Raw genomic sequence first — 19,987 nt, 5'->3', positions numbered from 1 at the left:
GGCCTTTGCGCCGGGTTTCTCCGCGCTTAATATCCTCATTTTCTTCACATTTGTCGGTAATCCGATCCTCTCGCGCTTTTTTGGTAAAAACGCTTGCCGAGTCAGATCTTTTGTTGATAATGATTATCATTGTTACATTGATTGCTATTTTGAAAACACTATGTCACGTATGGATAACACTGCAGCAACGCTTTCTCGTCCTGAAGACAAAACACAGCCTGCGCCCGATGCAGCCGATCGTCGTATCAGCAGTAAAACGCTGCTGGGCGATGAAGGCCGCGTCATTATCGAGCATGACGGCCAGCAGTATCTGCTGCGTCAAACCCATGCCGGAAAATTAATCCTGACAAAATAAAAAACCTCGCCAGCCACCCAGGTCATCCCCAGGCAGCCAGCGCTTTCATATCCTTATGGAGAGTTGCTATGCCATACCTGCATTCCGCGTCTTTGCGCCCGTCGCTGCTGGCGCTGGCGATTTTCAGTACCCTGCCCGGCGCCGCTTTTGCTGCTGCGGAGGAGATGACCGTCACCGCCACGGGCAACGCCCGGAGCACCTTTGAAGCCCCGATGATGGTGAGCGTTATTGATGCCACCGCCCCTGAGAATCAGACCGCCAGCTCTGCCGCCGATTTGCTGCGTCAGGTACCGGGGATAACCCTCGACGGTAGTGGTCGCACTAACGGCCAGGACGTGAACCTGCGCGGTTACGATCGTCGTGGCGTACTGATCCTGGTAGATGGGGTGCGTCAGGGGACCGATACCGGTCATCTCAACAGCACTTTTCTCGATCCCGCCCTTATTAAGCGCATCGAAGTGGTGCGTGGCCCCTCCGCCCTGCTGTACGGCAGCGGCGCGCTGGGGGGCGTGATTGCTTACGATACGGTGAATGCCAGCGATCTGCTGGAGGCTGGAAAAAACAGCGGATATCGCGTATTCGGCACCGCCGCCACCAGGGATCATAGCCTGGGCATGGGCGCCAGCGCCTTTGGCCGTACCGACACCCTCGACGGCCTTCTCTCCTGGTCCAGCCGCGACCGGGGCGATATTCGTCAGAGCGACGGTGATACCGCGCCCAACGATGAGTCCATCAATAACATGCTGGCAAAAGGGAGCTGGAAAATTGACAGCGCTCAGACCCTGAGCGGAATGCTGCGTTACTACAACAATGCCGCGCAGGAGCCAAAAAATCCGCAAACGCCAGGCGAAGTGGATAGCAGCAACCCCATGACTGACCGTTCCACTATTCAGCGTGACGCCCAGCTTGGCTATAAGATTGCGCCGGCGGGTAACGACTGGCTGAATGCGGATGCCAAAGTGTACTGGTCAGAAGCCCGCATCAACGCGCAAAACCTCGATGACACCGGCGAATTCCGCAAACAGACCACCAAAGGCGGGAAAGTGGAAAACCGCTCCCGCCTGTTCAGCGACTCCTTCGCCTCTCATTTACTGACTTACGGCGGCGAGTATTACCGTCAGGAGCAGAACGCATCTGGCGCTGCGACAGGCTTCCCGGATGCGAAAATCGACTTCAGCTCAGGCTGGTTGCAGGATGAGATCACCCTGCGCGATCTGCCGGTCACCCTTCTTGGCGGTACCCGCTATGACAACTATCGCGGAAGTAGCGACGGCTATGAAGATGTGGATGCGCATAAGTGGTCATCGCGTGCCGGGTTAACCGTTAGCCCAACCGACTGGCTGATGCTGTTTGGCTCGTATGCCCAGGCCTTCCGCGCCCCGACCATGGGTGAGATTTATAACGATGAGAAACACTTCTCCATAGGCAGCTTCTACACCAACTACTGGGTACCAAACCCGAACCTGCGACCAGAAACCAACGAAACGCAGGAGTATGGTTTTGGTCTGCGCTTTGACAATCTCTGGCTTGGCAACGATGCGCTGGAGTTCAAAGCCAGCTACTTTGATACCAACGCCAAAGACTACATCTCGACCACCGTCGATTTTGCCGCTGCGACCACCATGTCCTACAACGTGCCGAATGCCAAAATCTGGGGCTGGGACGTAATGGCAAAATATTCCGCCGACCTGTTTAGCCTCGACATGGCCTATAACCGCACCCGCGGCAAAGATACCGACACCGGGGAGTACATCTCCAGCATCAACCCGGACACTGTCACCAGTAAACTGAACATACCGGTGGCCCAGAGCGGCTTCTCCGTCGGCTGGATCGGCACCTTTGCCGACCGTTCAACCCACGTTAGCAGCAGCTACAGTAAGCAACCTGGCTACGCGGTAAATGACTTCTACGTCAGCTACGAAGGTCAGGCGCAGTTGAAAGGTGTTACCACCACGCTGGTGCTGGGCAACGCCTTCGACAAAGAGTACTGGTCACCGCAGGGCATCCCGCAGGATGGCCGTAACGGTAAGATCTTCGTAAGTTATCAGTGGTAATCCCCTTGCCCCGGTTCGCCGGGGTCTTTATTCGGAAGGAAGAGACAATGAATGACTACACACGCTGGCTTGCGCTAAAAGAAGAACATCCGGGTAAATATGCTCGTGACATCGCAGGCATGATGAGTATCAGCGAAGCAGAACTCACCTCTGCGCGCGTTGGGCATGATGCCTGGCGTCTGCAGGGCGAGATCCGCGAGATCCTCGGCGCGCTGGAGGCCGTGGGAGAAACAAAGTGCATTTGCCGTAATGAATATGCGGTACACGAGCAGGTCGGTGCCTTCAGCAATCAGCATCTTAAGGGTCACGCCGGGCTGGTGCTGAATCCGCGGGCCCTGGATCTGCGCCTGTTCCTCGGCCAGTGGGCCAGCGCCTTCCATATTAGCGAGGTCAACGCCCGGGGCGCGCACCAGAGCATCCAGTTTTTTGACCATCAGGGCGATGCGCTATTGAAGGTTTACACCACCGACAAGACCGACGTTGCCGCCTGGGGCGACCTGCTCACGCGCTTTATCTCTGCCGACAATCCGCCGCTGACGCTCAAACCGGCCGACGCCGTCACCTACGCCGAAGGGGCAGATGCCGCTACCCTGGATAAAGAATGGCGCGCCATGACCGATGTGCATCAGTTCTTTGGTCTGTTGAAACGCCATAACCTGAGCCGCCAGCAGGCCTTCCGCCTGGTGAGTGACGATCTGGCCTGCCGGGTGGATAACAGCGCCCTGAGCAGACTGCTGGAGACCACCCGTCAGGACGGCAACGAAATTATGGTTTTTGTCGGCAATCGTGGCTGCGTACAGATTTTCACGGGTACGGTCGAAAAAGTGGTGCCGATGAAAGGCTGGCTAAATATCTTTAACCCGACTTTCACCCTCCATCTGCTGGAAGAGACCATCGCAGAAACCTGGGTGACCCGTAAACCCACCGCCGACGGTCACGTCACCAGCCTTGAGCTCTTTGCGGCCGATGGGACGCAAATCGCCCAGCTTTATGGCCAGCGCACCGAAGGGGAGCCAGAGCAGCCCCAGTGGCGGACTCAGATCGACACCCTGCTGCCTAAGGGGCTGGCCGCATGAAAAGACTGTTGGTCCTGATCGCCGCCTTGCCGCTGACGGTTTTTGCCGCCACTCCGCAAAAAATCGTCGCCCTCGGGGGCGACGTTACCGAGATCGTCTATGCCCTGGGTGCGCAGTCGTCGCTGGTAGCGCGAGACAGTACCAGCCTGTGGCCCGCCGAGGCGAAATCATTGCCGGACGTGGGCTATCTGCGTCAGCTCAATGCCGAAGGGATCCTCGCCATGCGTCCGACGCTGGTGCTGGCCAGCGATCAGGCGCAACCCTCTCTGGCCCTGAAGCAGGTTGAACAAAGCCGCGTCGCGGTGGTCACGGTGCCAGGGAGTCCTGACCTGAGCGCGATCGATGAGAAAGTGCGGATTGTGGCTAAGGCGACGCACCGGGAAGCTGAAGGCGAGGTTCTGCGCAACAGGCTGCGCGCGCAGCTGGCTGCGCTGCCTGACTCTTCGCTTCACAAGCGTGTCCTTTTCATACTGAATCACGGGGGAATGACCGCGATGGCCGCAGGCCAGCAAACCGCAGCCGATGCGGCGATCCGTGCCGCCGGATTGCAAAATGCGATGCAGGGATTTACCCGCTATCAGCCCCTTTCGCAAGAAGGGGTGATCGCCAGCCAACCCGATCTGGTGGTGATCTCGCAGGACGGCGTGAAAGCGCTGGGCGGCGAGGATAACCTGTGGACGTTACCCGGGCTGGCACAAACCCTGGCCGGGCGTCATAAACAGCTTCTGGTTATTGACGATATGGCGCTGCTTGGCTTTAGCGTTCGCACGCCGCAGGCCATCCAGCAGCTGCGTACCAAAGCCGGGCAACTCCCCTGATGTCCCGTAAAATCACACTCTCGCTATGGTTACTGGCCCTTTCGCTGGCCCTCGCGACCCTGCTTGCTACCGGTTTTGGCGCGTTGCGCCTGCCGGTAAGTCTCTTCTGGAGCAGGGATGACGACGCTCTGCGCCAGATTTGGTTTACCATCCGTTTGCCCCGCGTGTTGCTGGCGCTGGTGATTGGCGGTTCGCTGGCGTTGGCAGGCTGCGTGATGCAGGGGTTGTTTCGTAACCCCCTCGCCGATCCGGGCCTGCTGGGGATCAGTAGCGGTGCGGCGTTAGCTGTGGCTTTATGGGTGGTCTTACCGCTCTCTTTACCCGCGCTATTGATGCTCTACGCGCCAATGCTGGCAGCGTTTGTCGGCGCACTGGCGGCAACCGGAGTCATCTTTATCCTGAGCCAGCAGCGCGAAAGTTCGCTGTCTCGCTTGCTGCTGGTGGGGATCGCGATCAATGCCCTGTGCGGTGCCGCAGTGGGCGTATTGTCGTGGGTCAGTAACGATGCCCAGCTACGTCAACTCTCGCTGTGGGGTATGGGTAGCCTGGGTCAGGCCCAGTGGTCAACGCTACTGGCGATCACTTCCCTGATGATCCCCACGGTATTAATTATCTGTCGGTTGGCGTCGGCGCTTAACGTGCTGCAACTGGGCGATGAAGAAGCACACTACCTCGGCATTGAGGTGCGGATGGTGCAGCGGATTTTACTGCTCTGCAGCGCCCTGCTGGTGGCTGCTGCCGTGGCGGTAAGCGGCGTGATTGGCTTTATCGGGCTGGTGGTTCCCCATCTGTTGCGCATGTGGCTGGGTTCCGATCATCGGGCGGTGATCCCAGGCTCCGTGCTGGCGGGAGCATTACTGCTGCTGATCGCCGATACGGCCGCCCGTACGCTGGTGGCGCCTGCGGAGATGCCGGTTGGCCTGCTGACCAGCCTCCTCGGCGCCCCCTGGTTCCTGTGGCTGATCTTCCGCCGGGGAGGGCACCATGGCTGAGACGTTTGTCGCACAAAACCTGACTTATCGCGTGGCGGATCGGACGGTGATCCGCAACATCTCCCTCACTCTGGCACCGGGTGAACTGGTGGCGCTGATTGGCCCCAACGGAGCGGGGAAATCGACGTTATTACGGCTGCTGACCGGCTACCTGAAGCCCGAGGCCGGGCAGTGCAAACTCGAGGGTAAAGACCTGGCACACTGGAGCGCCCCGGCCCTTTCGCGTACCCGGGCGGTGATGCGCCAGCTCACCCAGCCTGGTTTTGACTGGCCGGTTGAAGCGGTCGTCGCCATGGGGCGTACCCCCTGGGGCTTAACGCCGGACAGATCGATAATCACCCAGGCCATGCAGCTGACCGGCTGCCTGCCGCTGGCCGGGCGTTCTTATTCGGCGCTCTCCGGCGGTGAGCAGCAGCGGGTGCAACTTGCCCGCGCGCTGGCGCAGCTCTGGCGCAACGGGGCGCCCCGAGGCTGGCTGTTTCTGGATGAACCTACCTCAGCGCTGGATCTTTACCACCAGCAACACATACTGCGTTTATTGAAGCGTTTGACGGGGCACGGGCATCTGCATGTGTGCGTTGTCCTGCACGATCTCAACCTCGCCGCGCTGTGGGCAGATCGTGTGTTGTTGCTGCACAACGGCGATCTCGTTGCCGGGGGAACAGCGCAGCATGTTTTACAAGCTGATACCCTCACCCGCTGGTATGGCGCTGAGATCCACGTTGGTACGCATCCTGCCAGCGCCACACCGCAGGTTTTTCTTGTCCCTTAGCTTGAGCAACTCACTTCCAGCCGCTTGCCCCAGTCCGGTGGGCGGCTGACGTAGTCATCATCCCGTTCGGCAAACGGCGTACGAAGCGCCTCATGTAGACGATGGAGTTCGGCATAATCGCCCTGCTCTGCCTGCTCGATAGCGCGCTGTGCCAGCCAGTTACGCAGTATCATTGCCGGGTTGACGGCGTTCATTTGCGTCTGTCGGGCAGCATCGTCCGCATCTTCCAGCTGTAGGCGCTCGCGGTAGAGCGCGAACCACTGGTCGAAGGCCTGGCGGTCAATAAATTCATCCCGCAGCGGGGACGCCGCGCTTTGGCGCTCCGTCTGGCCCAGCATGCGGAAGGTTCGCGTATAGTCACTGCCCTCTTTTGCCATCAGCGTAAACAGCCCGTTCAGGAGGGTGTTATCGCCCTTCTCCTGACGCATCAGCCCCAGTTTGCGGCGCATCAGTTTACCGTACTGCTGCAGCAACACCTCCTGATACTCATCGAGCGCATCATTGAGGGCATCCACGTCGATAAACGGCGATAACGACTGGGCCAGCCGTTGCAGGTTCCATAATCCCACGGACGGCTGGTTATCGAAGCTATAGCGTCCCTGATAATCGGAGTGGTTACAGATAAAACCGGGCTGGTAATCATCCAGAAAACCGTATGGGCCATAATCAAAAGTCAGACCCAGTATCGACATGTTATCGGTATTCATTACCCCGTGCGCAAAACCGATCGTCTGCCAGCAGGCCATTAGCGAGGCGGTGCGGGCGACAACATCACGGAACCAGAGCCGATACTTATCGGCATCGTTCTGCAGGTGGGGCCAGTGATGGGCAATAACGAAATCCGCCAGCTGTCGCACTTTTTCTGGCTCACGGCGATAGTAAAAGTGTTCAAAATGACCGAAACGCACATGGCTTTGGGCTATACGCATCAGCATCGCACCCTGCTCCACCGATTCACGTGATACCGGGGTATCGCTGGTGACGATCGATAAAGCACGGCTGGTGGGCACGCCCAGCGCGTGCATCGCCTCGGAAGCGAGAGCTTCCCGGATGGTTGAGCGCAGAACGGCTCGGCCATCCCCCATGCGGGAGTAAGGCGTCAGGCCAGCCCCTTTCAGGTGCCAGTCGACCGTCTGACCATTCGCAAGCTGCTGTTCGCCCAGCAGGATGCCACGACCATCGCCGAGTTGTCCGGCCCAGACGCCAAACTGGTGGCCGCTATAGACCTGTGCCAGCGGCTTCATGCCCGGGAGCAGCGTTTCGCCTCCCCAGACGCCAGCCCCTTCGGCTGGGGTAAACAGTGATGCAGGGATACCCAGTTCGTCCGCCAGGGCGGCGTTATGCCAGACCAGACGAGCATTACTGAGCGGCGTGGGTTTCAGCGCGGTGTAAAAACCTGGCAGTTCATCATGCCAGTGAGAAGTAAAAGACAGGGTCATAGATCCTCCTGCCTTTAGTGTAGTGCGTTTATCCGGTGTTAAACACGGGGTAACCTAAGGGTTATCTTGCACCAGGGAGGTGATGTTTTCTACAGATACCGGGGGCCACAGACTCCCCTGCATGGCGCTAAAGCCAAAACCCGACAGACGCTGCAAGGTCTCTTTGTCATCCACTCCAGCCACCATCACCGACTGACAATAAGGTGAAACCTGCATCATGATGGCCCGGATAAAGGGTTCAAACGTTCGATCAGTTAAATGTTGTTGAATGAAGTTTTTATCCAGCGCCACGCGATTAAACAATCCATCGAAAATGGCTTTAGTGGAGGCATCCCCCGCACCAAAATTGGCTAATACCAGCGGAAAGCGAAGCGCGAAGTTCATCAAACTGGTATTTTCTTTTCCTTTATTAAGTTCAGGATAATTCTCATTAACAGTAAACTCGAGTGACGGGTAACGTTCACAAATTGCAATACCATTACCTTCGCTAATTAACCAGGTTACGACCGTAGGGGTAATATTTATCCATGCGGTCAGCTGATGTTGAATAAAAAAGAGTTTACAGCTATCGAGCAGTAACAACTTTTCCTGAAACAGCTCAATCTCTTGCCTGGCCGTGAGATACGGCATAACCAGTTCAGTCGGCATACGTACATTTGTAGCCACGCCAACAAAGTTGACGATTATTTCGATTCCGATTAGCGCCCCTGAATCATTGCGGGCTGGCACTATTAACAGCTCAGACTGATAAGCGTTATCCAGCGTAATTATCATTTTCCCGCCCCGTACTTATGACGCTATGTGTCATCCTGAAACATATAGATATGTAATTCAATATCATGGATTTTAATAGGAAGAATTTCATTAGTTCCGTTATAATTTTAGGAGTTTCCTTAGACTCGAAATAATCTTATCCTGGATATCCATTAATAGCCAGTTTTTGATAAGCAACGCATTTACGGCTAATTATTACAACAGAAAATAACGTCGATGAAAGAATATTGCGGGACTTTTAAAGCGAGCGCGCCTTGCGGCGCTACCCATTTATATACGTCTGGCCTGCCAGAAATTTTTACGCCAGTAGACATTATCCAGCGACGAGCGCATCACGCCGCGGCTGGTAGAAGCGTGAATAAACTGGTTGTCGGTATCATAAATACCGACGTGAAGCCCACTCTCGCCCGACCCGGTTTTGAAAAAAACCAGATCCCCTGGTAGGAGGTCATCTTTATTAATTTCGGTGCCTATTTCAGCCTGTTTACGCGTCTCCCGGGGGAGTTGCAAATCAAACTTGTCGCGGAAGGTCATTAACACAAAGCCCGAGCAGTCCACCCCGCCACGACTCATCCCGCCATAGCGGTAAGGTGTGCCGCGCCAGTTCTGCAACTGATCGTTTAGGTTAGCAATGACCGTGATCGAGTCAGAGAGGCGCGCGTTTGGCGGTGGCGCACGATGGCTACTGCACCCGGCCAGAAATAGCGCCACCACAAGGGGAAACCAGAATCGCATTCCAGACGAATCCTCTGCTTTTTTTGTTCTTTCCGTAATTTAGCCTGTCTTAGCGCTACGGCGCAACCTGCGCTTATTCCTGTCCGGTGGAAATGATCATTCTGTGACCTTCGATATCCAGCCGGCGGAATGGCATCCCGTAGGCGCGGGCAAGATTAGGAGGGGTTAAAACCTTGTCTCGCGCGCCGCTGGCGAGCAACTCGCCGCGCTTTAATAGCCATACGCGGTGGGCATGCCGCAACGTATGATTAAGATCGTGGCTGCTCATCACAATGGCGATCCCCTGCTGCGAGAGCGCGCTGAGCGCTCTGTCGAGCGCTACCTGCTGCGCAACATCAAGGCTGGTCATTGGCTCATCCAGCAGCAGTAACTGGCCGTGTGGGTTACCTGACGGATGAATTTGCAGGATCACTGCAGCCAGGCGCACTCGCTGCCACTCGCCGCCGGAGAGCTGATTGACATTGCGGGTGAGCTTATCCTTAACGCCCAGCGCGCCCGCAACTTCCAGCAGTAACGACTCCTGGGCTTTATCGTGCTGATGCAGCATCAAATAGTGCCAGACCGGCATGGCAAACGGCGGGGTTTGCTGCTGAACCAGCCAGGCGCGTCGAGTGGCAAGCGAGGCCGGCGACCAGTCGGCCAGCGGTTTATCCTGAAAAAGGATCTCCCCTGCACCGTCTGACAACCCTGACATCCGGCTCAGCAAGGTGCTTTTACCGGCGCCGTTCGGCCCCACAAGGTGAATAATCTCCCCTGCGTTGACCTGCACATCGATCGGCCCTAGCCTGTTCGCCACCGCAACGCCGTTGAGCTGCATCAGCGCCGTCATTAGCTGGCCAGTGCCTTCTCAATGGCGGCAGTGATTTGCGGATCGTCTGGCGTCATATCCGGTGAAAAGCGCTGAATGACCTGTCCGTCGCGGCCAATGAGGAATTTCTCGAAGTTCCAAAGAATATCGTCCGGATAGAGCGGCGCGCGACCTTTGCTTGCCATTCGCTCGTAAAAACCACTGCCCTCTGGAGCGACGGCCGCAGGAGCCGCAGCGATAAGCTTCTGGTAGAGAGGATGACGCTGTTCTCCGTTAACCTCTACCTTACTGAACATCGGGAACGTCACGCCATAAGTCGTGCTGCAGAAGGTCTTGATCTCTTCTTCGCTGCCTGGCTCCTGTCCCAGAAACTGATTGCACGGGAAGCCGAGTACGGTGAAGCCCTCTTGTTCTTTGCTCTTTTGCAGCGCTTCCAGCTGTTCATACTGCGGCGTGAGGCCACATTTTGATGCCACGTTCACCACCAGCAAAACGTTACCTTTATAGCTTTCCAGGGTGGTCTTTTCCCCATCGATGGTCGTCACTTCAGTATGCAAAATATCTGTCGACATAGTTTTACCTCAGGTTGTGTTTCAGGTTGGCGGCGATTAACGTCCGGCCTTTAAGAGTAGCCAGATAAACACCGGTGCGCCCAATGTCGCGGTCACGACACCGATGGGCAGTTCTGCAGCATTCAGCGCCAGCCTGGCGATGATATCGGCCAGCAGCAATATGGCCCCCCCGGCCACCGCCGCGGCAGGCAGCAACAGACGATGATCGGTGATACCGGCTAAGCGCAGCATGTGTGGAATGACAAGACCAATAAATCCGATGGCACCCGCCAGCGCCACGCTGACGCCCACCATCCATCCGATAGCCATCACCAGCGTGTTACGCCAGAAGGTCAGCGGCAGGCCGAGCTGGCGCGCGGAGGTCTCTCCCAGCACTAACATATTCAGCGGCGAGGCTTGCAGGCACGCCCAGAGAATCACAGGTATCAGCAGTAGCATCAGCCAGCCTTGACTCCAGTCGACACCCCCAAAGCCCCCCATCATCCAGTACATTAGCTGGCGAAGGTCAAACGAGGTGGAGAAATAGACCGCCCAGGTCATGAGGGCGCTACAGATAATGCCCAGCGCCACGCCTGCCAACAGCAGGCGACTGGAGGAGAGATGTTTGCGGGCGCAGCGCAGCAGGATAGTGGTAATAATCAGCGCGCCGAGAATGGCGTAGAGGCTTAGCGCCGTCCCCGAGAGCGCCCCGCCCCCCAACATGACTGCCGCAATCAGACCCACACCGGCACCGTTTGAGACGCCCAACAGACCGGGCTCGGCGAGGGGATTATCAAACAGCGCCTGCATAATGGTACCGCTCAGGGCCAGAGCCGCCCCCACCAACACCACCGCCAGGGTACGCGGAAGCCGTATTTGCCAGATGTAAAGACGCGCATCATCACTAAACCAGGCCTGCGGCGAAATCCACTGCTCACCTGCACACAGGCTAAACCCCAGGGCCGCTACCAGCGCCACTATCAGCAACAGTAATTTTCGCAGATCGGCGCGGTATTGATGACGGGCGAATTCGGGCATGGGTATCATTATGCGTATGAATGAGGTGATTGATTTTACGGTGGGTTTACAACAGCGCAAAGAAAAAAGGCCGCAAAAGCGGCCTTTTTAGTTAGTTCATATCACTCTGCTTTTGGCGAAGCGTTTTCGACACGGCTTTTTAACTTCTGTCCGGGTCTGAAGGTCACCACGCGGCGGGCTGTAATGGGAATATCTTCCCCCGTCTTCGGGTTACGGCCCGGACGTTGGTTTTTGTCTCGCAAATCAAAATTGCCAAAGCCGGAGAGTTTTACCTGCTCACCATTTTCCAGAGCACGACGGATCTCTTCGAAAAACAGCTCTACCAGCTCTTTAGCATCCCGTTTGCTAAGCCCAAGCTTATCAAACAGATATTCTGACATTTCAGCTTTTGTAAGCGCCATAGGTTCAATCCCTCAATGATGCCTGGAATCGCTCTTTTAATGCCTCTACACATTTGGCAACGGTAGCGGCAATCTCCTCTTCTTCGAGTGTACGGCCGGTATCCTGAAGGATCAGGCTGATAGCCAGGCTCTTAAAGCCCTCTGCTACGCCCTTGCCGCGGTACACGTCAAATAAGTTTACGCCAACTACCTGATTTACGCCAACTTTCTTACATTCGGCCAAAATATCTGCGGCAGGCACGTTTTCGGCCACCACAACAGCGATATCACGACGGTTCGCCGGGAAGCGAGAAACGTCCTGAGCCTGAGGAATAACGCGGTCTGCAACCTTGTTCCACTCCAGCTCAAACGCCAGCGTACGGCCATTCAGGTCCAGTTTACGCTCAAGCTCTGGATGGATAACGCCAATGACACCAACGCGTTCTCCCTGCAGATAAATTGCCGCACACTGGCCCGGATGCAGGGCTGGAATAGCTTCAGCACGGAACTCAATTTCGGATAATTTACCGGTCAGATCGAGCACGGACTCGAGGTCACCTTTCAAATCGTAGAAATCAACGCTGTTTTTCGTCAGATCCCAGTGCTCTTCGTAGCGGTTGCCGCAAATGGCGCCGGCCAGCATCAGATCCTGACGGATACCGAGATCAGCCTGGGTATCCGGTACGAAACGCAGGCCGGTTTCAAAGATACGTACGCGGCTCTGCTGACGGTTCTGGTTATAAACGATGGTACTCAGCAGACCGGTCAGCAATGACAAGCGCATTGCAGACATTTCGCTGGAGATTGGGCTTGGCAAAATCAGCGCGTCTTCACCTGGATGAACCAGCTGCTGCACTTTCGGATCGACAAAGCTGTAGGTGATGACTTCCTGGTAGCCTTTGTCGTTAAGCATGGTTTTCACTCGCTTCAGGGACAGGTCAGCTTCGCGGTGCGAGCCCATGACCAGACCCGCCTGAACAGGGGCGTCAGGAATGTTGTTGTAGCCATAGACGCGGGCAACTTCCTCAACCAGATCCTCTTCGATCTCCATATCGAAACGCCAGCTTGGGGCAACAGCCTGCCACTGATCCTGACCTTCGGTCACTTCGCAGCCCAGACGGCGAAGAATGTCACCTACCTGCGCATCGGCAATGTGGTGACCAATCAGGCGATCCAGCTTGCTGCGGCGCAGCGTAATGGTTGCACGCTTCGGCAGGGTCGCTTCGTGAGTGACATCGATAACCGGGCCTGCTTCGCCGCCGCAGATATCGAGCAGCAAGCGTGTCGCACGCTCCATCGCTTTATACTGCAGTGCAGGATCCACACCACGCTCGTAGCGGTGAGACGCATCGGTGTGCAGGCCGTGACGACGTGCACGACCGGTGATGGAGAGCGGACTGAAGAACGCACACTCCAGCAGCACGTTCTGCGTTTCATCATTAACCCCAGAGTGCTCCCCACCAAAGATGCCGCCCATGGCCAGCGCTTTGTTATGGTCAGCAATTACCAGCGTATCGGCATTCAGTTTGGCTTCGGTGCCGTCCAGCAGAACCAGGGTTTCGCCCTCTTTCGCCATACGCACCACGATGCCGCCTTCGATACGATCTTTATCGAACGCGTGCATCGGCTGACCCAGCTCCAGCAGAACGTAGTTAGTGACGTCAACGACGGCATCGATAGAGCGAATGCCGCAACGACGAAGCTTCTCTTTCATCCACAGCGGAGTTGGCGCTTTCACGTTGATGCCTTTGACCACACGCCCCAGGTAGCGCGGACAGGCGTCTGCAGCTTCAACCTGGATAGGCAGCGTGTCGCTGATGGTCGCTTCAACAGGCACGATTTCTGGTACGTTCAGCTCGGTCTGATTCAGCACGGCGACGTCACGTGCCACACCGATAATACCTAAGCAATCCGCACGGTTTGGCGTAACGCTAATTTCGATGGTGTTGTCATCGAGTTTCAGGTACTCACGAATGTCGGTACCGACAGGCGCATCGGCCGGCAATTCGATAATACCGTTATGATCGTCGGAAATACCCAGCTCAGAGAAGGAGCAAAGCATGCCTTCGGAAGGCTCGCCGCGCAGTTTTGCGGCTTTAATTTTGAAGTCACCCGGCAGTACGGCGCCGATAGTCGCCACCGCAACTTTCAGCCCCTGGCGACAGTTAGGTGCGCCGCAGACGATATCCAGCAGGCGTTCGCCGCCTACGTTGATCTTGGTAACACGCAATTTATCGGCGTTAGGGTGCTGACCGCACTCCACCACTTCGCCCACTACCACGCCGTTGAAAGCGCCCGCAACCGGCTCAACGCCGTCCACTTCCAGGCCAGCCATGGTGATCTGGTTAGAAAGCGCTTCGCTGTCGAGAGAGGTATTCACCCATTCGCGTAGCCACAGTTCACTGAATTTCATTGTTCTGTCCTGCCCTTATTTAAACTGTTTGAGGAAACGCAGATCGTTCTCGAAGAAAGCGCGTAAGTCGGTTACGCCGTAACGCAGCATGGTCAGTCGCTCCATACCCATGCCGAACGCAAAGCCGGAGTAAACTTCCGGATCGATGCCCACGTTGCGCAGTACATTCGGATGCACCATACCGCAGCCCAGCACTTCCAGCCATTTGCCGTTTTTACCCATCACATCCACTTCAGCAGAGGGTTCGGTGAACGGGAAGTAGGACGGACGGAAACGCACCTGCAGATCCTCTTCAAAGAAGTTATTCAGGAACTCGTGCAGCGTGCCTTTCAGATTGGTGAAGCTGATGTTCTTATCAACGATCAGACCTTCCATCTGGTGGAACATCGGGGTGTGAGTCTGGTCGTAATCGTTACGGTAAACACGGCCCGGCGCGATGATGCGAATCGGTGGTTGCTGGTTTTTCATGGTGCGAATCTGTACGCCAGAGGTCTGGGTACGCAGCAGACGGGTCGCATCAAACCAGAAGGTGTCGTGGTCGGCACGTGCCGGGTGGTGACCCGGAATGTTCAGGGCATCGAAGTTATGGTAGTCATCTTCAATTTCCGGCCCGGTGGCGACGGTAAAGCCCAGTTCACCGAAGAAACTTTCAATACGGTCAATGGTGCGGGTAACCGGGTGCAAGCCACCGTTCTCAACGCGGCGACCCGGCAGGGAGACGTCGATGGTCTCTGCAGCGAGACGGGCGTTCAGCGCGGCATTTTCTAATTCGGCTTTACGCGCATTCAAAACTTGCTGGACCTGCTCTTTGGCTTCGTTAATCACTGCGCCTGCAGCTGGACGCTCTTCCGGCGGCAGCTCACGCAGGGTGGTCATCTGAAGAGTCAGATGCCCTTTCTTGCCCAGGTATTCGACGCGGACGTTGTCTAACGCGGCAACATCTGAGGCCTGGTTAATGGCAGCCGTTGCACTGGCAACCAGCTCTGCGAGATGTGACATGGTTTTCCTCATTATGTCGGTGCAGACACCGATTTGGTGGACTTAATCTCTCGAATTTAGACACAAAAAAAGCCTCCATCGGGAGGCTTAATTGGCGCTGTTTTTCGTTTCATCTTTCACGCGCTAGCCTCCTGAATTCAGGTGCTAAAGTAAAAGAAGAAGCGGAAAATAGCAGCATTCATGCTTGCGTTACCTTGTGTGGAAAAACCGTTAAGCGCTTATTGAAAAGCCTGCACGGATAAATGTCAATGTTCTGATAAGGTTATACCCCAAATAATTCACGTTGTAACAAGGCGGCAAGAGAGAGAATCCTCAGGCCCTTACATCAGTGACTGAAGTGAACGAACGCAGCCAATGCAGGTACAGCTTGAAGTATGACGGGTATATGAAAAGAGGGAGCAAAGCCCCCTCTTTCAACTGGCTTATGCCAGAGCTGCTTTCGCTTTTTCGACCAGAGCGGTGAACGCTACTTTGTCGAATACTGCGATGTCAGCCAGGATCTTACGGTCGATTTCAACAGAGGCTTTTTTCAGGCCGTTGATGAATTTGCTGTAAGAAATACCGTTCTGACGTGCTGCTGCGTTGATACGCGCAATCCACAGTTGACGGAACTGACGCTTACGCTGACGACGGTCACGGTAAGCGTACTGACCTGCTTTGATAACAGCCTGGAAGGCAACGCGGTAAACGCGTGAACGCGCACCGTAGTAGCCTTTAGCTTGTTTCAAAATTTTCTTGTGACGTGCACGTGCAATTACACCACGTTTTACGCGAGCCATATGTGCTCTCCTGTATCTATATTCTTAGTAAAAAAATTAAACGTTAACGGCTTATGCGTACGGCAGGCACGCGATAACCAGACCCAGATCGCCTTTAGAAACAAGGCCTTTTGGACGCAGGTGACGTTTACGCTTAGTAGATTTTTTGGTCAGAATATGACGCAGGTTTGCGTGCTTACGCTTAAATCCACCACCACCGGTTTTTTTGAAGCGCTTAGCAGCACCGCGTACGGTCTTAATTTTTGGCATCTTAATAACTTCCACTTCGCATTGTTAAATAAACGAAACATAGGCGAGCAAAACCTATGAGGCCCGAAGGCTCCACAGATTTTGCTGCTTGAAGGCCTTACTGTTTCTTCTTAGGAGCGAGCACCATGATCATCTGGCGGCCTTCGATCTTCGTAGGGAAGGATTCGACTACTGCCAGTTCACTCAGATCTTCACGGACGCGGTTAAGCACTTCCATACCGATCTGTTGGTGGGCCATCTCACGACCGCGGAAACGCAGTGTGATCTTGGCCTTATCGCCATCTTCCAGAAAGCGAATCAGGCTGCGGAGTTTTACCTGATAATCGCCATCGTCGGTACCAGGACGGAATTTGATTTCCTTAACCTGGATAACTTTTTGCTTCTTCTTCTGTTCCTTAGAAGACTTACTCTTTTCATAAAGGAACTTGCCGTAGTCCATGATACGACAAACTGGCGGTTCGGCGTTAGGGCTGATTTCAACTAAATCTACTCCAGCTTCTTCAGCCTTTTCGATTGCTTCTCTCAGACTCACAATCCCCAGCTGCTCGCCTTCCAGACCTGTTAAGCGAACTTCCTGGGCGCGAATCTCGCCATTGATACGATTCGGACGTGCCGTTTGAACTCGTTTTCCGCCTTTAATACCTTATTCCTCCAGTTGTTGAAGACTGCGGCTGCGAATCTCTTGTTGCAGCTTCTCAATCACTTCACTTACGTCCAGGCTCCCCAGGTCTTTACCACGGCGGGTGCGAACGGCAACTTTGCCTGCTTCCACCTCTTTATCACCACAGACCAACATATAAGGGACACGACGTAAAGTGTGCTCGCGGATTTTAAAGCCAATCTTCTCATTTCTCAAGTCCGCTTTTACGCGAATGCCCGCATTTTGTAGTTTCTGCGTCAATTCTTTAACGTAATCGGCCTGAGAATCGGTAATGTTCATGACCACGACCTGCACTGGCGCCAGCCAGGTTGGGAAGAAGCCAGCAAACTCTTCGGTCAGGATGCCGATGAAGCGCTCCAGAGAACCGAGGATTGCACGGTGAATCATAACCGGTACCTGACGCTCGTTGTCTTCGCCAACATAAGAGGCGCTTAAACGCTGCGGCAGGGAGAAGTCCAGCTGTACTGTTCCGCACTGCCATGCGCGATCGAGGCAGTCATACAGGGTAAATTCAATTTTAGGACCGTAGAAGGCGCCCTCACCCAGCTGGTATTCGAACGGGATACCGTTCTCTTCCAGCGCCACGGCGAGGTCCGCTTCCGCGCGATCCCAGGTCTCATCGCTACCGATACGTTTTTCCGGACGCGTTGAGAGTTTGACGACGATCTTCTCGAAGCCAAAGGTGCTATACATATCGTAGACCATACGAATACAGGCGTTAACTTCATCACGAACCTGATCTTCGGTACAGAAGATATGCGCATCATCCTGGGTAAAGCCACGTACACGCATCAGACCATGCAGCGCACCTGATGGCTCGTTACGGTGACAGCTACCGAACTCAGCCATACGCAGCGGCAGGTCACGGTAGGATTTTAGACCCTGGTTGAAGATTTGCACGTGACCCGGGCAGTTCATCGGCTTGATGCAGTATTCACGGTTCTCGGAAGAGGTAGTGAACATCGCATCTTTGTAATTTTCCCAGTGGCCGGTTTTTTCCCACAGCACGCGGTCCATCATGAACGGGCCTTTCACTTCCTGGTACTGGTACTCTTTCAGCTTGGAGCGTACGAAGGTTTCCAGTTCGCGGAAGATGGTCCAGCCATCGTTGTGCCAGAACACCATGCCCGGTGCTTCTTCCTGCATATGATACAGGTCAAGCTGCTTACCGATTTTACGGTGGTCACGTTTTGCGGCCTCTTCCAGGCGCTGCAGGTAGGCATTCAGGGCTTTTTTGTCTGCCCAGGCCGTACCATAGATACGCTGCAACATTTTGTTGTTACTGTCGCCACGCCAGTAAGCGCCGGCGATTTTCATCAGCTTAAAGTGATGACAGAAGCGCATATTCGGCACGTGCGGTCCACGGCACATGTCGACGTATTCTTCATGATGGTACAAGCCAGGCTTGTCATCATGGGCGATGTTCTCGTCAAGAATAGAGACTTTATAGCTCTCGCCACGCTTCACGAAGGTTTCACGCGCTTCGTGCCAGCTCACTTTCTTCTTGATGACATCGTAGTTGGTTTCAGCGAGCTCGTGCATACGCTTTTCGAGCGCGTCGATATCTTCCTGGGTCAGGGTGTGGTCAAGATCAACGTCATAATAGAAGCCGTTGTCGATAACCGGGCCAATCGCCATTTTGGTATTGGGCCACAGCTGTTTGATGGCATGACCTAACAAATGCGCACAGGAGTGACGAATAATCTCCAGACCTTCTTCGTCTTTCGCAGTAATGATGGAGAGCTGCGCATCGTTTTCAATGAGATCGGAAGCATCAACCAGTTCGCCATTCACGCGGCCGGCAATGGTGGCTTTCGCCAGGCCTGGACCGATGTTCAGGGCAACATCCATTGGGCTTACAGCGTGGTCGAAATGGCGTTGGCTACCATCAGGAAGAGTAATAACAGGCATTTTATGTCCTTATTCGCAGTGATGCCCCACACATAAGAGCATATGCAAAGAGAATAATTTTACAGTTAACAGTGGATTACCGAACCATCTGACCAACAATCGTCAAATTGGCTTGTCATCCCGCACAAGATCGAAGGGTGTGGTTTCCCCTTTCGATCAGCATGCCGATGGTAACACTAACAAAAGAGTGAAAACACCCTCCCCGGAGAATGAGTCACTGGTACTTTTGTCTGAGATTCAAAGCGGGAACAGGCAAGGCGCAATTGCTGAGCTATCCTTGTACTGGTCCGTTAACAGATAATGGGGCGTCTTATGAATGTATCCAGTCGAACCGTGGTTATCCTGAACATTCTCTCCGCAGCGGGTGTGGTACTGATCCTTGCGAATAAATTTCACTGGTTTTAAGACATAACCTCTGCCGCGTTTTTCCCGAGCGAGTGGGTGGAAGCATCGTCAGGCGAAGTTTGATAAACTTCGTCGGGATTCGAACAGGGATGGAAACTATGCCAACGAAACGCTTTTCAAAAAAACACTGGAAAATGGTGCTGATACTTATCGCAATATGCGCTGCGATGTTGTTATTACGTTGGGCTGCGATGATTTGGGGATAATCCCCTCGTTTCGGGCAAGCGATCTTTACTTAAATTTGCACTCTGTGCGCAGAACTAAAATTCAATTTTAAATATTTTAACCATTAATGCGAAAAATAAAAAAAACCGGTACGACAAGATCCGGTTTTTTTACTCGGCACGACGATGTGAAATCAACGGCCAGCCATTATTAGCATGTGTCAGGACCATTCACCCGCAACCAGAGTATGCACATCAAAGGCTTTGTCCATGGACTGCCCTGTGGACTGTGAACCCGGCGCGATGTTTGAACCTGCTTCAACGTCGGAAGCTTGAGTAATACCAATTTGGCTATTCATGTTACTGGCAGAGTCATAAACGGCATCGGCGGCAAATACGCCGAATGAAAGTGCAGAAAGCACAGTCACTGCAGCCGCAGTTGTAATTTTATTCATAACAGATATCTCACACAGAATTAATACAGAACAACTTAATAGGCTTTATATTGCCTGTGTTCACAGTGTAGATCTGGATCACACTTTTGCCTAGTCAAAATATTTATCAATTCGTGTCAAATAAACTGACAAAGCTCAGTCAAAGGAATGATGGAGGAA

General features: G+C 54.5%; 23 protein-coding genes and 1 other annotated feature. Of the genes, 8 read left to right on the top strand and 15 right to left on the bottom strand.

The annotated features are described in order from the left end of the window. Nucleotides 1-160 precede the first annotated feature (160 nt). The 6 genes from hemP to JZ655_RS08940 all read left to right on the top strand — a co-directional run bounded on the left by hemP (nt 161) and on the right by JZ655_RS08940 (nt 6,067). Nucleotides 161-355: a hemin uptake protein HemP gene (gene hemP / locus JZ655_RS08965; protein ID WP_040075988.1), complete on the top strand. Its 195-nt coding sequence runs from the start codon at nt 161-163 to the stop codon at nt 353-355. A 68-nt stretch (nt 356-423) separates the two neighbouring features. Next, nucleotides 424-2,409: a TonB-dependent hemoglobin/transferrin/lactoferrin family receptor gene (locus JZ655_RS08960; RefSeq protein ID WP_207293595.1), complete on the top strand. Its 1,986-nt coding sequence runs from the start codon at nt 424-426 to the stop codon at nt 2,407-2,409. Between the two features lie 47 nt (nt 2,410-2,456). Beyond that, nucleotides 2,457-3,485, top strand: a complete 1,029-nt coding sequence (locus tag JZ655_RS08955) for a hemin-degrading factor (RefSeq protein ID WP_207293594.1) — start codon at nt 2,457-2,459, stop codon at nt 3,483-3,485. Next, nucleotides 3,482-4,303, top strand: a complete 822-nt coding sequence (locus JZ655_RS08950) for a heme/hemin ABC transporter substrate-binding protein (protein ID WP_207293593.1) — start codon at nt 3,482-3,484, stop codon at nt 4,301-4,303. Before JZ655_RS08955 ends, JZ655_RS08950 begins: the two co-directional genes overlap by 4 nt. Next, nucleotides 4,303-5,295 carry a FecCD family ABC transporter permease gene (locus JZ655_RS08945; protein ID WP_207293592.1) on the top strand — a complete coding sequence of 331 codons (993 nt, stop codon included), beginning with the start codon at nt 4,303-4,305 and terminating at the stop codon, nt 5,293-5,295. Before JZ655_RS08950 ends, JZ655_RS08945 begins: the two co-directional genes overlap by 1 nt. Further along, nucleotides 5,288-6,067, top strand: coding sequence for a heme ABC transporter ATP-binding protein (locus JZ655_RS08940; RefSeq protein ID WP_207293591.1), 780 nt, complete (start codon nt 5,288-5,290; stop codon nt 6,065-6,067). The genes JZ655_RS08945 and JZ655_RS08940 overlap by 8 nt, the downstream gene beginning before the upstream one ends. Here the strand turns inward: JZ655_RS08940 and selO are convergent. The 14 genes from selO to thrS all read right to left on the bottom strand — a co-directional run bounded on the left by selO (nt 6,064) and on the right by thrS (nt 18,804). Further along, nucleotides 6,064-7,506, bottom strand: coding sequence for a protein adenylyltransferase SelO (gene selO, locus JZ655_RS08935; protein WP_207293590.1), 1,443 nt, complete (start codon nt 7,504-7,506; stop codon nt 6,064-6,066). The genes JZ655_RS08940 and selO overlap by 4 nt on opposite strands. Nucleotides 7,507-7,560: 54 nt before the next feature. Continuing rightward, the gene (locus tag JZ655_RS08930; RefSeq protein ID WP_046885915.1) at nt 7,561-8,280 is read right to left on the bottom strand and encodes an EAL domain-containing protein; all 720 of its coding nucleotides are present in this window, start codon (nt 8,278-8,280) and stop codon (nt 7,561-7,563) included. A 270-nt stretch (nt 8,281-8,550) separates the two neighbouring features. Beyond that, nucleotides 8,551-9,015: a C40 family peptidase gene (locus JZ655_RS08925; protein WP_040075998.1), complete on the bottom strand. Its 465-nt coding sequence runs from the start codon at nt 9,013-9,015 to the stop codon at nt 8,551-8,553. Between the two features lie 73 nt (nt 9,016-9,088). Next, on the bottom strand, nt 9,089-9,844 hold the full coding sequence (gene btuD / locus JZ655_RS08920) for a vitamin B12 ABC transporter ATP-binding protein BtuD (protein WP_207293589.1): 756 nt from the start codon (nt 9,842-9,844) through the stop codon (nt 9,089-9,091). After that, a complete protein-coding gene (locus JZ655_RS08915) occupies nt 9,844-10,395 on the bottom strand; it encodes a glutathione peroxidase (protein ID WP_046885913.1) in 552 nt (183 codons plus the stop codon). Before JZ655_RS08915 ends, btuD begins: the two co-directional genes overlap by 1 nt. Nucleotides 10,396-10,431: 36 nt before the next feature. Next, nucleotides 10,432-11,412, bottom strand: a complete 981-nt coding sequence (gene btuC / locus JZ655_RS08910; protein ID WP_207293588.1) for a vitamin B12 ABC transporter permease BtuC — start codon at nt 11,410-11,412, stop codon at nt 10,432-10,434. 101 nt (nt 11,413-11,513) lie between these two features. Further along, nucleotides 11,514-11,813: an integration host factor subunit alpha gene (ihfA, locus tag JZ655_RS08905; protein ID WP_006820203.1), complete on the bottom strand. Its 300-nt coding sequence runs from the start codon at nt 11,811-11,813 to the stop codon at nt 11,514-11,516. Nucleotides 11,814-11,817: 4 nt separating this feature from the next. Beyond that, nucleotides 11,818-14,205, bottom strand: a complete 2,388-nt coding sequence (pheT, locus tag JZ655_RS08900) for a phenylalanine--tRNA ligase subunit beta (RefSeq protein ID WP_207293587.1) — start codon at nt 14,203-14,205, stop codon at nt 11,818-11,820. 15 nt (nt 14,206-14,220) lie between these two features. Then, nucleotides 14,221-15,204 carry a phenylalanine--tRNA ligase subunit alpha gene (pheS, locus tag JZ655_RS08895; protein ID WP_207293586.1) on the bottom strand — a complete coding sequence of 328 codons (984 nt, stop codon included), beginning with the start codon at nt 15,202-15,204 and terminating at the stop codon, nt 14,221-14,223. Nucleotides 15,205-15,266: 62 nt separating this feature from the next. Beyond that, nucleotides 15,267-15,391: a sequence feature (Phe leader region), on the bottom strand. Further along, nucleotides 15,342-15,386: a pheST operon leader peptide PheM gene (gene pheM / locus JZ655_RS08890; RefSeq protein WP_001386830.1), complete on the bottom strand. Its 45-nt coding sequence runs from the start codon at nt 15,384-15,386 to the stop codon at nt 15,342-15,344. Its footprint overlaps the feature before it by 45 nt. Nucleotides 15,392-15,626: 235 nt before the next feature. Beyond that, on the bottom strand, nt 15,627-15,983 hold the full coding sequence (gene rplT / locus JZ655_RS08885) for a 50S ribosomal protein L20 (protein WP_000124850.1): 357 nt from the start codon (nt 15,981-15,983) through the stop codon (nt 15,627-15,629). Between the two features lie 51 nt (nt 15,984-16,034). Then, nucleotides 16,035-16,232: a 50S ribosomal protein L35 gene (gene rpmI / locus JZ655_RS08880; protein ID WP_003030583.1), complete on the bottom strand. Its 198-nt coding sequence runs from the start codon at nt 16,230-16,232 to the stop codon at nt 16,035-16,037. A gap of 97 nt (nt 16,233-16,329) precedes the next feature. Continuing rightward, entirely contained in the window at nt 16,330-16,872 is a 543-nt protein-coding gene (gene infC, locus JZ655_RS08875) for a translation initiation factor IF-3 (protein ID WP_059287945.1), read from the bottom strand. A gap of 3 nt (nt 16,873-16,875) precedes the next feature. Further along, nucleotides 16,876-18,804 (bottom strand): threonine--tRNA ligase, encoded by a 1,929-nt coding sequence (thrS, locus tag JZ655_RS08870; protein WP_040076006.1) that lies wholly within the window; start codon nt 18,802-18,804, stop codon nt 16,876-16,878. Nucleotides 18,805-19,116: 312 nt separating this feature from the next. Between thrS and yncL the strand changes: the two genes are divergently transcribed. Together yncL and yniD are read left to right on the top strand one after the other, a co-directional pair. Continuing rightward, nucleotides 19,117-19,209 (top strand): stress response membrane protein YncL, encoded by a 93-nt coding sequence (gene yncL, locus JZ655_RS08865; RefSeq protein WP_156132618.1) that lies wholly within the window; start codon nt 19,117-19,119, stop codon nt 19,207-19,209. Nucleotides 19,210-19,307: 98 nt separating this feature from the next. Beyond that, a complete protein-coding gene (yniD, locus tag JZ655_RS08860) occupies nt 19,308-19,415 on the top strand; it encodes a small membrane protein YniD (protein ID WP_154298868.1) in 108 nt (35 codons plus the stop codon). A 179-nt stretch (nt 19,416-19,594) separates the two neighbouring features. On the opposite strand, the gene JZ655_RS08855 is transcribed toward yniD, so the two are convergent. Beyond that, on the bottom strand, nt 19,595-19,828 hold the full coding sequence (locus JZ655_RS08855) for a hypothetical protein (protein ID WP_040076008.1): 234 nt from the start codon (nt 19,826-19,828) through the stop codon (nt 19,595-19,597). Nucleotides 19,829-19,987: the final 159 nt, after the last annotated feature.

Source organism: Leclercia pneumoniae (assembly GCF_017348915.1).
Taxonomy (GTDB): Bacteria; Pseudomonadota; Gammaproteobacteria; order Enterobacterales; family Enterobacteriaceae; genus Enterobacter; species Enterobacter pneumoniae.
The sequence above is the reverse complement of the archived record's forward strand: the minus strand, read 5'-3'. Positions and strand labels throughout refer to the sequence as shown.